The sequence below is a fragment of the Actinoallomurus liliacearum genome, from assembly GCF_039542035.1.
GTDB classification, from domain to species: Bacteria; Actinomycetota; Actinomycetes; order Streptosporangiales; family Streptosporangiaceae; genus Actinoallomurus; species Actinoallomurus liliacearum.
The window spans coordinates 24,057-41,856 of record NZ_BAABHJ010000004.1 but is presented as its reverse complement, the minus strand read 5'-3'; the positions used below and the strand labels follow the sequence as shown (position 1 = coordinate 41,856).

At 69.3% G+C, this 17,800-nt stretch carries 12 protein-coding genes; 9 read left to right on the top strand and 3 right to left on the bottom strand.

The window, feature by feature from the left end; all coding sequences use genetic code 11:
• Positions 1-198 precede the first annotated feature (198 nt).
• Positions 199-1,494, bottom strand: coding sequence for an isocitrate lyase (aceA, locus tag ABD978_RS07405; protein WP_345350468.1), 1,296 nt, complete (start codon positions 1,492-1,494; stop codon positions 199-201).
• Positions 1,495-1,645: 151 nt separating this feature from the next.
• Between aceA and ABD978_RS07400 the strand changes: the two genes are divergently transcribed.
• Entirely contained in the window at positions 1,646-3,082 is a 1,437-nt protein-coding gene (locus tag ABD978_RS07400) for a helix-turn-helix domain-containing protein (RefSeq protein ID WP_345350465.1), read from the top strand.
• Between the two features lie 111 nt (positions 3,083-3,193).
• On the top strand, positions 3,194-4,159 hold the full coding sequence (locus ABD978_RS07395) for a glucosyl-3-phosphoglycerate synthase (RefSeq protein ID WP_345350462.1): 966 nt from the start codon (positions 3,194-3,196) through the stop codon (positions 4,157-4,159).
• Positions 4,160-4,331: 172 nt separating this feature from the next.
• On the opposite strand, the gene lanKC is transcribed toward ABD978_RS07395, so the two are convergent.
• On the bottom strand, positions 4,332-6,995 hold the full coding sequence (lanKC, locus tag ABD978_RS07390) for a class III lanthionine synthetase LanKC (protein WP_345350459.1): 2,664 nt from the start codon (positions 6,993-6,995) through the stop codon (positions 4,332-4,334).
• Positions 6,996-7,239: 244 nt separating this feature from the next.
• Positions 7,240-8,520 (bottom strand): MCE family protein, encoded by a 1,281-nt coding sequence (locus ABD978_RS07385; RefSeq protein WP_345350456.1) that lies wholly within the window; start codon positions 8,518-8,520, stop codon positions 7,240-7,242.
• 252 nt (positions 8,521-8,772) lie between these two features.
• Between ABD978_RS07385 and ABD978_RS07380 the strand changes: the two genes are divergently transcribed.
• The 7 genes from ABD978_RS07380 to ABD978_RS07350 all read left to right on the top strand — a co-directional run bounded on the left by ABD978_RS07380 (position 8,773) and on the right by ABD978_RS07350 (position 17,776).
• Positions 8,773-10,002, top strand: coding sequence for an acyl-CoA dehydrogenase family protein (locus ABD978_RS07380; protein ID WP_345350454.1), 1,230 nt, complete (start codon positions 8,773-8,775; stop codon positions 10,000-10,002).
• A 392-nt stretch (positions 10,003-10,394) separates the two neighbouring features.
• Positions 10,395-11,280 (top strand): IS5 family transposase gene (locus tag ABD978_RS07375; protein WP_425550684.1). Its coding sequence is split into 2 segments (ribosomal slippage): positions 10,395-10,733 and positions 10,735-11,280, totalling 885 coding nucleotides; the frame shifts between segments, so codons are not numbered across the junction.
• A 252-nt stretch (positions 11,281-11,532) separates the two neighbouring features.
• Positions 11,533-13,680 carry an MMPL family transporter gene (locus tag ABD978_RS07370; protein WP_345350452.1) on the top strand — a complete coding sequence of 716 codons (2,148 nt, stop codon included), beginning with the start codon at positions 11,533-11,535 and terminating at the stop codon, positions 13,678-13,680.
• A 3-nt stretch (positions 13,681-13,683) separates the two neighbouring features.
• On the top strand, positions 13,684-14,364 hold the full coding sequence (locus ABD978_RS07365; RefSeq protein WP_345350449.1) for a response regulator transcription factor: 681 nt from the start codon (positions 13,684-13,686) through the stop codon (positions 14,362-14,364).
• On the top strand, positions 14,354-15,760 hold the full coding sequence (locus ABD978_RS07360; protein WP_345350446.1) for a sensor histidine kinase: 1,407 nt from the start codon (positions 14,354-14,356) through the stop codon (positions 15,758-15,760). Before ABD978_RS07365 ends, ABD978_RS07360 begins: the two co-directional genes overlap by 11 nt.
• A gap of 86 nt (positions 15,761-15,846) precedes the next feature.
• The gene (locus ABD978_RS07355) at positions 15,847-16,557 is read left to right on the top strand and encodes a GntR family transcriptional regulator (protein ID WP_345350443.1); all 711 of its coding nucleotides are present in this window, start codon (positions 15,847-15,849) and stop codon (positions 16,555-16,557) included.
• Between the two features lie 88 nt (positions 16,558-16,645).
• A complete protein-coding gene (locus tag ABD978_RS07350; RefSeq protein ID WP_345350440.1) occupies positions 16,646-17,776 on the top strand; it encodes an ABC transporter substrate-binding protein in 1,131 nt (376 codons plus the stop codon).
• The last annotated feature ends 24 nt before the right edge of the window (positions 17,777-17,800 follow it).

The following is a 17,800-nucleotide window of genomic DNA, read 5'->3' as shown; positions in this document are numbered from 1 at the left end:
GGGGTCTCCGTGCAGAAGATCAAGTGGGACCTTGCGACTCTGGCGTACGCGTCTGGGGATTGTCCAGACTTTTCAGCACCGAAAGTGGCATACGGTCGTGATCCCGAGAAGCCGGGATATGACACCGCGCGCCGTGCGAACGACAGAGCGGTGGCCCCCGGCGACGCCGGGGGCCACCGCGCCGACCTGGCGCAGTTCTCAGTGGGCGCTGACGAACTGCTCCTCTTCGGTGGATCCCTTCAGTGCCACCGTGGAGGAGTCCGGCGAGATCGCCGTGCTGACCAGGTCGAAGTAACCGGTGCCGACCTCGCGCTGGTGCTTCGTGGCCGTGTAGCCGTCCCGCTCCGCCCCGAACTCCGCCTCCTGCAGCTCGACGTAGGACGTCATGCCGTCCTGCGCGTAGCCCTTGGCGAGGTGGAACATCGAGTAGTTGAGCGAGTGGAAGCCGGCCAGGGTGATGAACTGGAACGTGTATCCCATGTGCCCGAGCTCGCGCTGGAACTTGGCGATCGTGGAGTCGTCCAGGTGCTTCTTCCAGTTGAACGACGGCGAGCAGTTGTAGGCCAGCATCTGGTCGGGGTACTCCGCCTTGATCGCCTCGGCGAAGCGCCGCGCCACGTCCAGGTCCGGCGTGCCGGTCTCCATCCACAGCAGGTCGGAGTGCGGCGAGTAGGCCAGGCCGCGGGCGATGCACGCCTCCAGGCCGTTGCGCACCCGGTAGAACCCCTCGGCGGTGCGCTCACCGGTGACGAACCGCTGGTCACGCTCGTCCACGTCGCTCGTCAGCAGCGTCGCGGCCTGGGCGTCGGTCCGCGCGATGATCAGGGACGGGACGCCGGCGACGTCGGCGGCGAGGCGGGCGGCGTTCAGCGTCTTGATGTGCTGGCCGGTCGGGATGAGGACCTTCCCGCCGAGGTGACCGCACTTCTTCTCCGAGGCGAGCTGGTCCTCCCAGTGCACCCCGGCGGCGCCGGCGGCGATCATGGCCTTCATCAGCTCGTAGGCGTTCAGCACCCCGCCGAAGCCGGCCTCGGCGTCGGCGACGATCGGCGCCAGCCAGTGCGGGGCGGCCTCGTCGCCCTCGGCCCAGGTGATCTGGTCGGCGCGCAGCAGGGCGTTGTTGATGCGGCGCACGACGGAGGGAACGGAGTTGGCCGGGTAGAGGCTCTGGTCGGGGTAGGTGTGCCCGCTGAGGTTCGCGTCCGCCGCCACCTGCCAGCCGGACAGGTAGATCGCCTTGAGGCCCGCCCGCACCTGCTGGACGGCCTGGTTCCCGGTCAGCGCGCCGAGCGCGTTGATGTACTCCTGCTCGTGGAGCAGCTTCCACAGGCGTTCCGCGCCGAGGCGGGCGAGCGTGTGCTCCTCCTGCACCGAGCCGCGCAGGCGGATGACGTCCTCGGCGGTGTAGGTCCGCTCGAGGCCGGCCCACCGCGGGTCGGTCTTCCACTGACGCTGCAGCTCTTCGGCTGCTCCCTTGAGGCGACGGTCGCTCATGGATACTGCCCTCCTCTGTCGTCCCCTGGGTGCTTGTGTCCTACTCTCCGGCCTCAGGCGCCGGTAGTGAACCGGTCAGTAACAAGAAGAACCGCATAATTTTCGCTACTATGAACCTGTGACGGCCTTTCAAAAAGAAGAAGCGCTGAACTTGACGAATGGTCTAGACCTCGTGACGTTCGGCCAGCGGCTTCGCCACCTCCGGCGCGCACGTGGCTACACCCTCTCTGAGCTGGGAGAACGCGTCGGACGCGCCCCGTCCCAGCTCTCCCTCCTGGAGAACGGCCGGCGCGAACCCAAGCTGTCCCTGCTGCAGGCGCTCGCCTCGGCGCTCGAGGTCCCCATCGAGGAACTGCTCCGCAAACAGCCGCCGAACCGGCGCGCCCAGCTGGAGATCGCGCTCGAGGAGGCCCAGCGCGACCCCGTCTACCGCGCCCTCGGCCTGCCGCACCTGAAGGCCGGCAAGCGGGTGCCCAACGACGTTCTCGAACACCTGCTCGCGCTGTACGAAGAGGTGAAGCGGGGCCGTACGAAACCGACCGCCAGCCCGGAGGACGCCCGCAAGGCCAACGCTGAACTGCGCCGCCAGATGCACGAGCGCGGCAACTACTTCGGCGAGATCGAGCAGGTCGCGGCCAAGTCTCTGGAGGCCGCCGGCTACCGGGGCGGCGCGCTGTCCCAGGGCATGCTGCTGTCCCTCGTCACCCACTTCGGCTTCACCCTGCGCTACGTCCAGGACCTGCCGCGCTCGGTCCGGTCCGTCACCGATCTGCGCAACCACCGCATCTACCTGGAGCGCGAGCAGCTCGGCATGCACACGCCGCGCACGATCCTGCTGCAGACGCTCGGCCACATCGCGCTCGAGCACGCGGTGCCCAGGGACTTCGCCGACTTCCTCCGGCAGCGGGTGGAGGCCAACTACTACGCCGCCGCCACCCTGCTGCCCGAGCGGACGGTCGTGCCGTACCTGAAAGAGGCCAAGGCCGACCGGGAGCTGTCGATCGAGGACCTGTGCGACGTGTTCTCCGTCTCGTACGAGATGGCCGCGCACCGGTTCACCAATCTGGCGACCCACCACCTCGACCTGCCGGTGCACTTCACGAAGAACGACGAGAGCGGCACGATCTACAAGGCGTACGCCAACGACGGCCTGATCTTCCCCGCCGACGAGCACGGCGCGATCGAGGGCCAGCGGATGTGCCGCCAGTGGGCCGGGCGGCGGGTGTTCGGCGCCGACGACCGGTTCTCCGTCTACTACCAATACACCGACACCCCGACCGGCACGTACTGGTGCCTGTCGCACATCGACCCGAGCCACGAGCGGGACTTCGCCATCACGCTCGGCGTGCCGTTCGAGCATTCTCGATGGTTCCGCGGCCGGGACACCAACCGCCGTGTCAGGTCGGCCTGCCCGGACGGCGACTGCTGCCAGCGGCCCCCGGCCGAGCTGGCCCGCCGCTGGCAGGGGCACGCCTGGCCGTCGGCGCGCGCCCATTCGCACGTCCTCGCCGTGCTGCCGCCCGGCGCGTTCCCCGGAGTGGACGAGGCGGACGTCTACGCGTTCCTGGAGCAGCACGCCGAGAGCTGAGCCAGCCTGAGCCGCCAGGGTTCCCCTCGCTGTGATGCCGGCGAAACGAGGGTGAAACGCTGGCGGGAGTCAATGGGCCCGGAGTGCTGACGCAGGAGAGGGGACGATCAGGTGCTGCCCCAGGTACAGGCGTGGCTGCGCAACCGCATGAGCTCCGCGGCGGACTGGCCGGTGGACCGGCTCCTGGCCGCCAAGGGCGAGACCACGGTGAGCGTCGTGCTGCCCGCCCGGAACGAACGCGCGACGGTCGGCGAGATCGTCACGACGATACGACGGGATCTCGTCGAGCGCGCCCCGCTCGTCGACGAGATCCTCGTCATCGACTCCCGGTCCGTCGATGACACCGCCGAGGTCGCGGCGGCCGCGGGCGCGCGCGTCGTCGCCCAGGACGCCGTGCTGCCCGACCTGCCGCCGCTGTCCGGCAAGGGCGAGGCGCTGTGGAAGTCACTGCACGCGGCCCGCGGCGACGTCCTGGTGTTCGTCGACGCCGACCTGCGGAACTTCTCGTCCTCTTTCGTCACCGGACTGCTCGGCCCGCTGCTCACGGACCCGTCCGTGGCGTACGTCAAGGCCTGCTACGACCGCCCGCTGAACACCGGCGGGGTCTCCGTCCCCAGCGGCGGCGGCCGGGTGACCGAGCTGGTCGCCCGCCCACTGATCAACATGCACTGGCCGCTGCTCGCCGGGTTCGTCCAGCCGCTGGGCGGCGAGTACGCCGGGCGGCGGACCCTCCTCGAACGGATCCCGTTCGTCACCGGCTACGGCGTGGAGCTCGGCCTGCTCATCGACGTGCTGGAGGCCGCCGGCCTGGACGCGATGGCCCAGGTCGACCTCGGCACCCGCGAGCACAGCCACCAGTCGTCCGAGGCGCTCGGCGGCATGGCGGGCCAGATCATGCAGACCGCGTGGTCCCGGCTCGACCGGCAGGGCCGGATCGTGCCGCTCGAACCGCCGTCGACCGTGCTGACGCAGTTCCGCCGGGACGGCGACGGCCACCAGGTGCGGATCCGGGACGTCTCGGTCGGCGAGCGCCCGCCGATGGCCGAGGCCCGTGCCTACAGCAACTCGGCCGCCTGAGGCCCGCTCGGACGGGTGAGAGAGCCTGCCGGGTACGCCGCCTGAGGCCCCGCTCTGAGGGCCTGCCGGGCACGGACGCGCCGTGTCCGGCAGGTCACGGGGTCACAGGCAGATGCTGCCCTTACTGCTCATGGTGAGCACGTTGCAGGCCAGTTCCTCCTGGACCGCCGTCTCAGCCTGCAACCGCAGAACTTCTTCCATGCCGACCACTCCTTTCCATCGATGCGGGCGCTACGGCATCCCTCGACTCGGCCGGATGCCCGTCGAGGGCGTCAAGGGGGGCAGGCGCGGAATCCGTCAGGCGCCGGAGGGCGAGCAGGATTCCGGCCGAGCCGGACCACAGATCGGCGGACAGCCGCTGTCCCGGCTCGCCGAGCCAGCCGACCCCGTCCTCACGTGGGATCGCGTACCGGAACAGGCCGCGGGCGCCGGCGAGCGCGGCGTCGATGAGTTCGGGCCGGCCCAGCCGCTCACCCGCGCCGGCCAGCGTCACGGCGAGACCGGCCAGGCCCGGGAACAGCCCCGGGAACACGGCGAAGCGCACCGAGCAGGCGCGCAGGCAGCGCTCCAGCGCGTCGGCCGCGCCGAGGTCGTCGCCGGTGGTCACGTCGAACTCCGCGTCCGGGCGGCACGCGAGGTAGCGGGACAGCACCGCGGCGTATCCCGCGCTGCCGCCGAACAGGTAGGGATAGACGCGACGGTCGGTGCGGGAGAGCTTGAAACCCAGGCCGTCCACCGGCAGCGGCTCGGCGTAGGCCAGTTCGTCCTGGAGCAGCCGCATGCCCCGGGCGAAGAGCCGAGGATCCTCCGTACGCCGGTACAGGCCGTAAAGCGCCAGCGCCACGCCGGTCCGGCCGCCGACCAGCCCGGACCGGTTGACCGGGCTCAACCGGGCGGTGAGCTCGTCCCCGTCCGGGACCTGGTCGAGCAGCCGCTGAGCCAGGTCCAGCCAACGCTGCTCGCCGGTGCGGCGGTGATGGATCAGCAGGCCGAGGGCGGTGCCGGCCGCGCCGCCGCCGAGGGTCGCGGACGTGGCGTTCAGCGGATGAGCCGCCGCGGCGGCGAGCAGGGTGCCGGCCGCGTCGGACTCCCCGAGTTCCGCCAGCACGCAGGCGATGCCGGCGCTGCCGTACAGCAGGCCGGGAGCGCTGATGTCCGCCGCGGCCAGCGCGTCGTCCCGCAGCCGGCGGACCACGGCCGGGTCGCAGCCGCGCCCGGCGCGGCGCAGCGCGTACAGCACACCGGCGGTGCCGGCGGCGACCGCGCGGGTGTCGGTCCGGTACCCCAGCGGGCTGGTCGGATAGACCGACTCCGGGTGGTCCGGCCGGGCCATCGCCTCCAGCGCGTCCGCGGTCCGGTCGGCCAGCCGGCGCAACGCGGCGACGGTGTCCTCGCGGACGGCCTGCGGCGTGGGCAGGCGGGAGTCCGGGGTTCGGTCCTGGCAGTGGGTGGCCCACCGCCACAGCCTCGGGGCGACCGGCGCGAGCTCGGACAGGTCGGCGTGCAGGTGGTCGAGGAGCGGCGGATGCCGTTCGACCGCCTCGTGGACGGGGAACAGGAGCAGCAGCGCCAGCGCGGACAGCCCGAAGCGGTCGAGCTCGAGAGGATCGCGCTCGACCGCGGAGCGCGGGTCCGGGTGCAGGTAGCCGGGAGTCCCCATGATCCGCCGTACGTCCTCGAGGGGTTGCACCGCCTCGAAGTCGATCAGGCGGGCCTGATCGTCGTCGTCGACGAGCACATTGGTCGGGCTGAGGTCGACGAAGACGTAGCCCAGCTCGTGCAGGCGGCGCAACTGCGCGTCGAGCCGGTCGATGATGGCCACGCAGCGGCGGTGATACTCGGCGAACTCCGCGGGGTCCGGCCCGATGCGCACCGCGGGGTTGTTCAGCACCATCCAGCGGTACAACGGCATGCCGGGCACGAACTCGGAGACGAGATAGCTGTGCTCCCAGTGCTGGAACAGCTCCACCGGTCGCGGGCACAGGCCCGGCTCGCGACCGTGTATCGCCCGGAGGACCAGGTACTCGGCGGTCAACCGCGCCTTCGCGTCGGCGCCGTCGGGGGTGTAGCCGTTGTGCGCCCTCGCCTCTTTCAGGAAGACCTGGCCGCCGTCCGCGGCGCGGAAGCGGTAGGCGCCGCCCGCGTTGCCGTGCCGTACGACGGCCTCGAAGGTGTAGCCGTGCAGGGTGACCGGTCCGGTCGCGACGTCCGGAGCGGCCTGCCGGAACGGGTCGACGACGCCGGGCGGCAGGCGGAACGCCGGCCCGCGCTCGTCATCGATCTCCCGGCCGTCCGGTCCGAGCATGACGGGTACCTGTTCGCCCTCCGCGTCGACCCGTACGCGACCGCGGAACGCCCCGTACCGGTACGAGACGCACTCGCTCGCGCCGAAACGGCGATCGGAGAGCACGAAGGGCCCGCTGATCCCGGACAGGTCCTCCGCCAGCCGTCGTAAGATCCGCAGCGCGCGGTCCTCGGTGGGCGGGTACAGGGTGCAGAACTTCCCGCTCTGCACCCGGTTCGCGTGCTTGCCGTGCGCGTGCAGGAACATCTCGCGCCCGGCCAGGTGCTTGAAAGGGACACCCGACTCGGCGCACGCCGTCGCCACCACTCCCAGCACGAACTGCGCGTTGGGCAGGGAGCTGGCCACATGCACCTTCCACCCCTGATCGGGGAGAAGGAGATCCGCCGGCCCCCAGTGAGTCCACGCGCCGGAGTCCCGCCGTGTCCATCCGGCCGGCAGGGGACCCGCGGCGTAGCGCGGACCGGGATCGGCGGCGTCCCAGGGCGCGTAGTGATCCGGGTCGGCGATCAGGAAGGACATGTCCAGTGCCACTCAGCCGCTCCTGACCGGTCGAGTCCGAGTTCACGCGGGAACCCACGACGACGGGCACAGGTTCCCCGTCACGGCCGAGGCGACGAGAGATGATCTACGCGCGTCTGTCCGAGTATCACCCACGGACAGCCGGAATCGACGTGTCTGTCCGCCTCCGGCCGCGCGGCCGGAATGAGGTCGACGAGGCGCGTGCGCCTGAGACGGGACCCGTCGGAGGCCGGGTGTCGCGCACCCGAGACCGGGCTCAGCCGGGGGACGGGGGCGCCAGGATCCCGCCGAAGGTCGGGTCCGGATTCGCGCTCGCCGACGGGCCGGCCTGCTTGGTCTTCGCCGTGGTGCGGGCGGAGCCGCTGCCGTACGCGTCCGCCGGCGGGGGCACGACGTCGAAGTGCGTCGTGGCCTGGGTCAGCCCGGACAGGTCCAGCCCGATCTTGCTGAGCGGGGCGCCCAGCGCGTTCAGCGGCTTGAGCAGCGTCTCGCACTGCTTGGGCGGGGCGCCGAGAGAGTAGGCCAGCGAGCACAACCACATCGCGATGTTCTGCGACTGCATGAGGTTCAGCCGCGAGTGCAGTGTGCCGTCCTGGTAGTCATAGACCGACATGGCGTTGGTGGCCGCCACCGGAGCCTTGTCCAGGAAGGTCTGCAGGGCCTGCTTCTCCTTGACGAGGATGCCGGTCACCTGGGCGAGGCCCTGGACGTTCGCGGCGATCTGCGACTTGTTCTCCTTGACGAACGCCGAGACCTCCTGCAGCGCGACCGTCAGGCTCTTCAGCGCCGCCGTGAGCTCGGCTCGTTCCCCGTTGAGCGTGCCGGAGACGGTCGCGAGGTTCTCGGAGAACGCCCGGATCTGCCGGTCGCTCGCGGCCATCGCCTGCGTGATCTTCGCGAGGTTGCGTACGGTCTGGCTGGTGTCACCGCGGTTGTCGGCGAGGATCCGGCTGACCTCGGACAGGTCCTGAAGGGTCTGCTTGAAGTTCTCGCCCTGCCCGTCGAGGGTCTGCGCGCTGGACTTCAGCAGCCGGGACAGCGCGCCCTGGGCGTTGGCGCCCTGCGGCCCGAGGGCCTTGGCCAGATCGTTGACCGACTGGTTCGCGTCGTCCAGCTCGACCGGGACCGCGGTGCTGGACAGGGACAGGGTGGCCCCGTTCCTGAGCGCGGCCCCGCCGCGGTACACCGGCGTGAACTGGATGTAGCGGTCGGCGACCAGCGAGGGGACGATGATGACCGCCTGGGCGTTGGCCGGGACCTTGTGCTTGGCGTCGAACGCCATGCCGACCTCGACCATGTTGCCCTTGGGGGTCACGCGGGTGACCTTGCCGACCTTCACGCCGAGGATGCGGACCTCGGTGCCGGGGTAGACACCGGTCGCGCGTTCGAAGTACGCGGTGACGTGCGTCTGCTCGCCACTGGGCCAGAAGACGGCGGCGAGCGCGGCGACCAGGACGACGGCCAGGACGGCCGCGCCGTACGCCAGCACGCGGGTGGGGCGGGAATCCCGACGGCGGGGGGAACCGGGCGAACCCACACGAACTCCCGTTCTTCCGAGCGACCAGGGACACGGGCGCGGATTGCGTAATAAGTTACCTCTTACCTCGCGGGGGGCGCACCGCTCGTTACAGCCTCGTGACTCCCATCGTATCAAGTCAACTCTCTTCCGGCCGTATTGTGACACTCGCCACCCTGTTACCGGCGGTAGCACCCCGCCCGCTAGGGTGAAAGTCGACAACGGGTCCAATAGCGTGCCCGCCGCCCGTGGCCGGCCGTGAACGGAGGAAACATGTCGGAGGACGGCGCCCCGGGCTTCTCGCTCGAGCTCAACGAGGACGTTCGTGCGGTCCAGGAGTGGGTCCACGAGTTCGCCAAGGACGTCATTCGCCCCGCCGGTCACGAGTGGGACGAGCGGGAGGAGACGCCGTGGCCGATCCTCCAGGAGGCCGCCAAGATCGGGCTGTACTCCCTCGACTTCTTCGCGGGTCAGTGGATGGAGCCGTCCGGGCTCGGCATCCCGGTGGCGTTCGAGGAGCTGTTCTGGGGTGACGCCGGCATCGGTCTGTCGCTCGTCGGCTCGGGCCTGGCGGCCGTCTCCGTGGCCGCGACCGGCACCCACGAGCAGATCGGCGAGTGGGTGCCGCAGATGTTCGGCACCGCCGACGACATCAAGCTCGGCGCCTTCTGCGCCTCCGAGCCCGACGCCGGGTCCGACGTCGGCTCGATCCGCACTCGCGCGGAGTACGACGAGGCCAAGGACGAGTGGGTGATCAACGGCACCAAGACCTGGGCGACGAACGGCGGCATCGCCAACGTCCACGTGGTCGTGGCCTCCGTCGACCCCGAGCTCGGCACCCGCGGCCAGGCCAGCTTCATCGTGCCGCCCGGCACTCCCGGCCTGTCCCAGGGCCAGAAGTTCAAGAAGCACGGCATCCGCGCCTCCCACACCGCCGAGGTCGTCCTCGACGACGTCCGTGTCCCCGGCTCCTGCCTCGTCGGCGGCAAGGAGAAACTCGACGAGCGGCTCGCCCGCGTCCGGGAGGGCAAGCGCACCGCAGGCCAGGCCGCCCTGCGCACGTTCGAGGCGTCCCGCCCCACGGTCGGCGCCATGGCCGTCGGCATCGCCCGGGCCGCGTACGAATACGCCCTCGAGTACGCCCGCGAGCGCGAGCAGTTCGGCAAGAAGATCGGTGACTTCCAGGCCATCGCCTTCAAGTTGGCCGACATGAAGACCCAGGTCGACGCCTCCCGCCTCCTGGTCTGGCGCGCCGCCTGGATGGCCCGCAACGGCAAGGATTTCTCCAGCGCCGAGGGCTCGATGGCCAAGCTGCACGCCGGCGAGACCGCGGTACGCGTCACCGAGGACGCCATCCAGATCCTGGGCGGCAACGGCTACACCCGTGACTACCCGGTCGAGCGCTGGCACCGCGACAGCAAGATCTTCACCATCTTCGAGGGCACGTCGGAGATCCAGCGCCTCGTCATCGGCCGCACGATCACGGGCTTGCCGGTCCGCTAGCATTTCCGCAGGTCAGGCACGCTATCCGTGTTCGTCTGTGCCGGATTTGATCACGCTGCACGCCGATCAGCGATTGCTCGTCAGACCCCATCGTTTCCCGTCGGTTCCCAACGCGGTGCTGACTTGGTGCTGACCCCTAACCGCTAGCCATATCGCGGCGGGATGGGGCCAGCGCGTCCGGAGTGGCTCGCCGTTTGGGGTTCAGCGGTGGTCGGGCGCGCCAGAATCAGGCGAGGGAATGGCAACCGCTGCTGACCACAACCCACGGATGTTGACCACAACTCACGGACGGGTAGTGGTCGGCCGATGCAGGGATGTCACGAGCGGTGTAATGACTGCTAGAGCCTGTCCTCAAAGTGGGTGTGGGTGATCTGGTTTGATCTTGCCTCGTGGTGCGCAGGCATGAGCTGACCGATGAGCAGTGGCAGGCGATCGAGCCGTTGCTGCCACCTTCGGGGGCCAGTGGGCGGCCCCGGGTGGATGACCGGCGTGTGATCAACGGGATGTTGTTCAAGGCCAAGCCCGGGGTGGCCTGGCGGGATCTGCCCGAGCGGTACGGGCCGTGGAAGACGGTCTATAACCGGTTCTGGCGCTGGTCCCGTAACGGCACGCTGACCATGCTGGTCTCCCGGGTGCGGGTGATCGCCGAGGCGATCGATGAGCTGGACCGGGAGGTGTCGGTGGACTCCAGCATTGTGCGTGCCCACCAGCACGCCGCCGGAGCCCGTCGCCGACCTGCCGGCCACACAGGGGGCCCGTCCCCGCGCCGGGCACACAGAACCAGTTGATCATGCTATCGGCCGCTCTCGAGGCGGGCCCACCACCAAGATCCACCTGGCCTGTGACGGGCATGGCCGGCCGCTGTCGGTCGTGCTGACCGGCGGAAACGTCAACGACTGCACCATGTTCGAGCAGGTGATGGCCGGGATCTGCGTTCCCCGTCATCCCCGCACCCGCCCCGGGCGGCCCTGGCGGCGCCCGGTCCGGGTGATCGCCGACAAGGGTTACAGCTCCCGCGCGATCCGCGCCTGGCTGCGCCGGCGTGGCATCGCCGCGACCATTCCCGAACGGCGTGACCAACGGGCCGGCCGTCTGCGCCGCGGCTCGGCGGGCGGCCGGCCACCCGCCTTCGACCCGCGAATCTACCGGCGGCGCAACGTGGTCGAACGCTGCTTCGCCCGTCTCAAGCAATACCGTGCCATCGCCACCCGCTATGACAAGACCGCCCTGTCCTACCAGGGCATGATCGACCTGGCCACCCTGCTCATGTGGCTTTGAGGACAGGCTCTAGCGCCGATATATAGCCATTTCCGGGCCGGCCGAGCGGCGGACCGCCCGGCGCGGTGGCCTTCGTCACGGTGCTGATCGAGCGCTGCGCCTGCCTGGCCGACCTCCTCGCCGCAGGCCTTCCAGCCGCCCGGTAGGAGAACCCACTACCCGGAGCGATGGTAAGGGAACTGAAAGCCGGTGCTTCTTAGAGTCCGGGGCTGACACAGCGGGACTCTGTTCGGGAGGCATCTTTTGGGCTCGTTGAGTAGATGGGTGGTCCGGCACCGATTGGTGGTCGGGCTCGTGTGGTTGGCGATCACCGGGGTGGGGTTGTTGCTGGCCCCGTCGGTATCGGGCCGGCTGAAGAGCGGAATCCACCTGAACACTGCCGCGTACACGGCGAATGAGCAGATCGCCAGGCAGTATGGCGGCAGCGCGTCGGACACGGGCGTGGTTGTGATCGATCTGCCGAACGGCACGACGGTCACGTCTAAAGGGATGGCGGCGAAGCTGCGTGGCCTCGACGCACAGATCGCGAAGGCGATGCCCGCGCTACGGGAGATCTCTTACGCTTCGACCGGTAACCAGGCCCTGGTGGGTAACGGGGGTCGGAGCACGATTCTGCTCGTCTATCCGCCCGTGGCCGGGAGCGACATACCGGGGCCAGTGCTGGATCGGCTGGCCGCGGCGGCCAGAGTCGCCGTGCCGGGGGCCACGGCGCACGGCACCGGAATCAACGCGCTCGCGTCCGGTAACGCTTCCAGCGGCAAGTCCAGTGTGGTGACGGAGCTGTTGGTCGGCGCGCTGGCCGCGTTGATCGTGCTCGCCTGGGTGTTCGGGTCTTTCCTCGCGCTCCTGCCGTTGATCATGGCGCTGATCTCGGTGCTGACGATGCAACTGTTCATCTACGCCCTGACGTTCGTGGTGCCGTCCGGAACACCGTTCAACCCGGCCGTGCAGTACATCGTCGCGCTGCTCGGGCTCGGCCTGTCGATCGACTACTCGCTGCTCATCGTCAACCGGTGGCGTGAGGAACGCGCTGTGGGCAGGCCGAACGCCGAGGCGGTGCGGGCCGCCATGCAGCGGGCCGGGCACGCGGTCATGTTCAGCGGTATCACCGCGTCGCTGGGCCTGTTCGCACTGATCGTGGTCCCGGTGTCGCTGGTGCGCGGTATCGGCATCTCCGGACTGTTCATCCCCTCGACCGCGACGCTGGTGGCGTTGACACTGCTGCCGGCGGTGCTGTCGAAGATGGGCCCCCGGCTGGACTGGCCGCGACGCGGGGCCAGCGGAAAGGCGAGCCGGTTCTGGACGTGGTGGTCGGGCCAGGTCATCCGCCACCGGGTCGTGGCCGCCGTGTGCGGCCTGGCCATCCTGTTCGGGCTGACCGGGGCCGCGGCCACGATGAACGTCGCCCAGCCGACCGGATCCGCGCTGGCCAGTAGCGGACCCTACGCCGATGGCCTGCACGCCCTCGAAGCCGATGGATTCCCCAGCGGCACGCTCACCACCATCCCGATTTGGGTGCCTTCCGCTGGGCAGGCGGGGGCGGTGGCGACGTCGCTCAGTGGCCTGTCCAGCGTGCGTGGTGCGATCGCCCCGACCGGCCCGTCCTGGCAGCGAGGAGGCAACGGCCTGGTGGTCGTGCTGCCCAACCATCAGATCGGTACCTCGCACGCGGGGACCTCGCTGAGCGACGTACGGCGCACAGTGCCGCAGGGTGTGCTGGTCGGCGGTCATGCCGCGCAGCAGATCGATGAGGTCAACTCCACATACGGCGCGTTTCCGCTGATGTTCGGTCTGGTGGCCCTCGTGACATTCCTGCTGCTGGCGCGCGGGCTGAGGTCGATCCTGCTCCCGGCGAAGGCGGTGCTCCTCAACGCGGTGTCTGTGGCGGCGACGTACGGTGTCGTGGTCCTGGTGTGGCAGCACGGGATCGGCACCCAGTCGCTGTGGGGCGTGTCGGGCACCGGATCGGTGGACACCTTCGTGCCGATGCTGATGTTCGGGTTCCTGTTCGGCATCTCCATGGACTACGAGGTATTCATTCTGGCCCGGGTGCGGGAGGGCTATGACCGTACCGGTTCCACCCATGAAGGGATCGTGGAGGGAGTCTCACGGACGGGGCGGCTGGTGACCAGCGCGGCGCTGATCCTCTTCTTCTCCCTCGCGTCCCTGGCCAGCGCCAACGACATCACGGTCCGTGAGCTCGCCTCGGGGATGGCCGCCGGTGTCCTGCTCGACGCCGTCGTCGTACGGATGCTGTTGCTGCCGGCCCTGGTGTCGCTGTTCGGCAAGGCCAACTGGTGGATGCCCGGCTGGGCCGCCCGGCTGCTGCGGCTGCCTCGGGCCGGCACCTCGGAGCCGACCCCGCGAGAGCGGATCCCGGTGAACGTGGGAGATGCTTGAGCCATGAAAGTGCTGGTAGTCGAGGATGAGCCGGACATGGCCGAGTCCCTCAGATGGGGGCTGGAGGCGGAAGGGTACGTCGTGGACGTCGCCGAGAACGGTGAAGAGGGTCTGTGGAAGGCCCAGGAAACCGGTCACGATGTGATCATCCTCGACGTCATGCTGCCCGGGCTGGACGGCTTCCAGATCTGCAGCCGGCTGCGAGCCCAGGATCTGTGGACGCCGATCTTGATGCTGACGGCGATGGACGACGACCTGGATCTGGCCGAAGGGCTCGACCTCGGCGCGGACGACTACCTGCCCAAGCCGTTCTCGTACACGGTCCTGCTGGCCCGATTGCGGGCGCTCACCCGGCGCGGACTCGGGGCGAGGCCGACGGTGATCACCGCCGCCGGCCTCACCCTCGATCCGGCCAGCCGCAAGGCATGGCGCGATGGGGTGGAACTGGAGCTGTCCAGCCGGGAAGTGTCGGTGCTGGAACACCTGATGCGGCGTCAAGGCCGCGTCGTGTCCAAGACCGAGTTGCTCGACCACTGCTGGGACGCCGCGTACGACGGTGGCCCGGCGGTGGTCGAGGTCCACATCCACCGGCTGCGCCGCAAGATCGATCCGCCGACGGGCTCGCCGATCATCATTACCGTACGGGGCGAGGGCTACCTGATCGAGGACGACCATGATGGCTGAAGCCGGACTGCGGGCCCGGTTGCGCCGCAGGCGGTCGTTGCGTACGCGTGTCACCATCGTTGCCAGCCTGATCACTGCTGCCGCCATCGCGGGCGGGATCGTCCTGCTCTACCTGCTGCAGATGCATTCGGTGCGGCGGTCTGTCGACACCCAGCTAAAGACCTATATCGCTCAGATCGCCCAGGCGTCGCCGACCGGGAACTGGCCCCATCCGCTGCCTGGCTCGTCGCTGGATCCGGCCGCGCAGGCCCAGGTGATCGCCGCCGACGGCACCGTGCTGGCGGCGACCCGGGGACTGGCCGGGGTCCCGGCCGCCTTCACGCTTCCCGCTGGATCGAGCCGGCCGGTCCGCCTCAAGGGCGCCGATGGGGTGATACCCGACGATGTGGGAGTCGCGGCGATTCGCCAGACCGTCAACGGGAGGCCGGTCACCATCGTCGCCGGCACCCCCACCGGCATCCTCAGCGCGATCGACTCGGAGTTCACCGTCCATCTGATCATGGGGTTCCCGGTCATCCTGGCTCTCGCAGCCGCGGCCGTGTGGATCGTGGTCGGGCGCGCGCTCGGGCCGGTGGAGCAGATTCGGCACGCCGTTACCGACATCACCTCCGCCGATCTGTCCCGCCGTGTGCCCGAACCGGGCACGGCCGATGAGATCGGGCACCTGGCCGAAACGATGAACCAGATGCTTGCCCGGTTGGAGGACTCCGTACTGCGCCAGCGGCGTTTCGTCGCCGACGCCTCCCACGAACTACGCAGCCCGCTGGCGGCGCTACGCACCACCCTCGACGTGGCACTGGCCCACTCCGACCGGGCGCCGTGGCCGACCGTGGCGAGCCGCGCCGCCGACCAGACCGCGCGCCTTGAGCGGCTCATCCAGGACCTTCTGCGCCTGGCCAAGGCCGATGAGCACACCCTGGTCGGCCACCGGCAGGCCGTGCACGTCGGTGACCTCGTACGTGATGTCGTCAGCGCCGCCCCGGTGCGCGCACTCACCATCGACATCGACATAGACCTCGCCGAGGACGTGTGTCTCTACGGCAATCGCGCCGACCTCGGCCGGCTGGTCCGCAACGTGCTGGACAACGCCGTCCGCTATGCCAGGGCCAAGGTCACGGTGACGGTCGTCGCGACGCCTGACACCGTCCGCATCCACGTCCTCGACGATGGACCGGGCATCCCGGCGGGGGATCGAGAACGGGTCTTCGACCGCTTCGTCCGGCTCGATGCCAGCCGTGATCGCGCCAGCGGCAACAGTGGTCTGGGCCTGGCGATCGCCCGCGAAATCGCCTCAGCGCACGAGGGCCGGATCTGGGCCGCCGATACTCCAGAACCGGGCGCACACGTGGCCATCGAACTGCCACGCCTCTCCCGTTCGTTGACAGTGGATGGCTGAAGATGATGAAGTTCGCTATAGCAAATAGCCTGGTGCCTTTCGGAGGCGCCCCTCTCGGAGATCGGGTGGGATGCATGAGTGGTTCGATGCGTCCGCTGACGACCGGTCCATCGCTGGCGGACCAGGCCTACGGTGCGCTGCGCCAAAGCATCACCGACGGCACGTTCGTCCCCGGACAACGGCTCACCGAGCGGGGGCTCGCCACGCAGTTCCAGGTGAGCCCGACACCCATCCGGGAGGCGATATCGCGGCTGGAGCACGAACGCCTCCTCGTGCGTGAGGGGCGGACGCTCACGGTCGCGGCACCGACGATCGCCCAACTCCGCGAGCTCGTCCATATCGAGGCGGCACTTCGCGGGGTCGCGGCGCGGCTCGCGGCGACCCGCGCGTCGGCTCGGCAGCTCGGCCAGATCGCCGAGACGCACGCGGCGGCTCAGCGGGTCACGCGCGATGGACGGCCGGTGGAAGAGGTGGCGCGGGAGATCCTCACCCTCACGCGGCGTTTCCACTCCCAGATCGATGAGGCCTCCGGCAATCCGATGCTCGTCGACATGATCGCCACCGCGACCGCGTTCGACTGGACGGCGCGACTGCATGCGGCCACCACCCTGGGCACTGACTACCCGGCCCACGAAGGTCATCAGGATCACCAAGAGATCCTCGAGGCGTTGCGCTCACGCGACCCCGATCGGGCCGAAGAGCTCACGCGCACCCACACCCTCCATGCCGGCGAACGGTTCCTGACCCTCGCCGAACGTGAGCGGACAGCAGTGCCGGCCGACGATCGCGGCCGGTAACCGACCACACCACACACCCTTCCACTTCGCGCTGACTCAAGTGTCGACACGGTTGCTATAGCAAATATGCTATGGAGGAGACGAGATCATGAAGCCTGATGGGTTTCGCTGGAACAAGCCGGTAGCCGCGGCGGTCATCGCCGTGATGTGCGCGGGGCTGGGGGCGTGTTCGTCCTCCGGTGGCTCGACGTCGGCGGGTGGTGCGTCGCCGGCCAGTGCGCCGACGCCGGTGGCTCGCCTCGTGAACGCGGCGAAGTCGGAGAAGGGCCTGGTCATCTACGGCAACGCGCCCACGCAGTACCTGCAGCCGGTGATGAACGCGTTCGGCAAGCAGTACCCCGGCATCAAGGTGACCGAGACCGACCTCAGCGACAACCAGGTGTTCTCCAAGTACGAGGCCGAGGCCGCCCAGGGAGCGCGGACCGCGGATCTGGTCTTCGCCAGCGCCCCGGCCTCGTGGCTACAGGCCGAGCAGAACGGTGTCCCCGCCAACGTCACCCCGACCGGGTTGGAGAACTTCCCCGCCGACACCAACCAGGGTCACGGCGTGTTCGTCATGTCACCGGAGCCGATCCTGCAGACCCATAACTCCAAGCTGCTCACCTCGGCGCAGGTGCCCACCACGTACGCGCAACTGGCCGCGGACAGCAAAGCCGACCCGGCCAAGTACAAGCTCGTGTCGTATCCGATCGACAACCCGCTGGCCTACGCCGCGGTGTACGGCATGATCCACGTGCTCGGCGCGGACAAGGTGTGGAGCTACTTCGACGCGATCGCGCCCAACACCAAGACCTACAACGAGGGCCTGGACGGCCTGCAGCAGATAATCCAAGGAGGGGCGTCGGTCGGTTACATCACGTCCGGGCTGGCGCAGGGCGTCCTCCCGAAGTACAAGGGACTGGCGGGTTACACGTTCATGAAGGACGTCACCCCGCTGATTCCGCGGGCCATCGCGGTGACGGCCAAGGCGAGCAGCCCTGCTTCGGCGCAGTTGTTCCTCGACTTCCTCTACAGCAAGGCCGGGCAGGACGCGCTGTGTGCGGGCGGGTTCGAGGCATCGATGAACAACTACGAGCCGGCGGGTGGCTGCACGGCTTCGTTGACCAATCTGAAGAGCCAGGTTCCCGCCGGCACGGTGTACACGGTCCCCATCGACCAGCAGGTGCTCAACGCGCAAGCAGGGATCACCAGGCGCTGGAACCAGTCCTTCCACCGATGATCCGCACCGGATACGGGAGGGGTA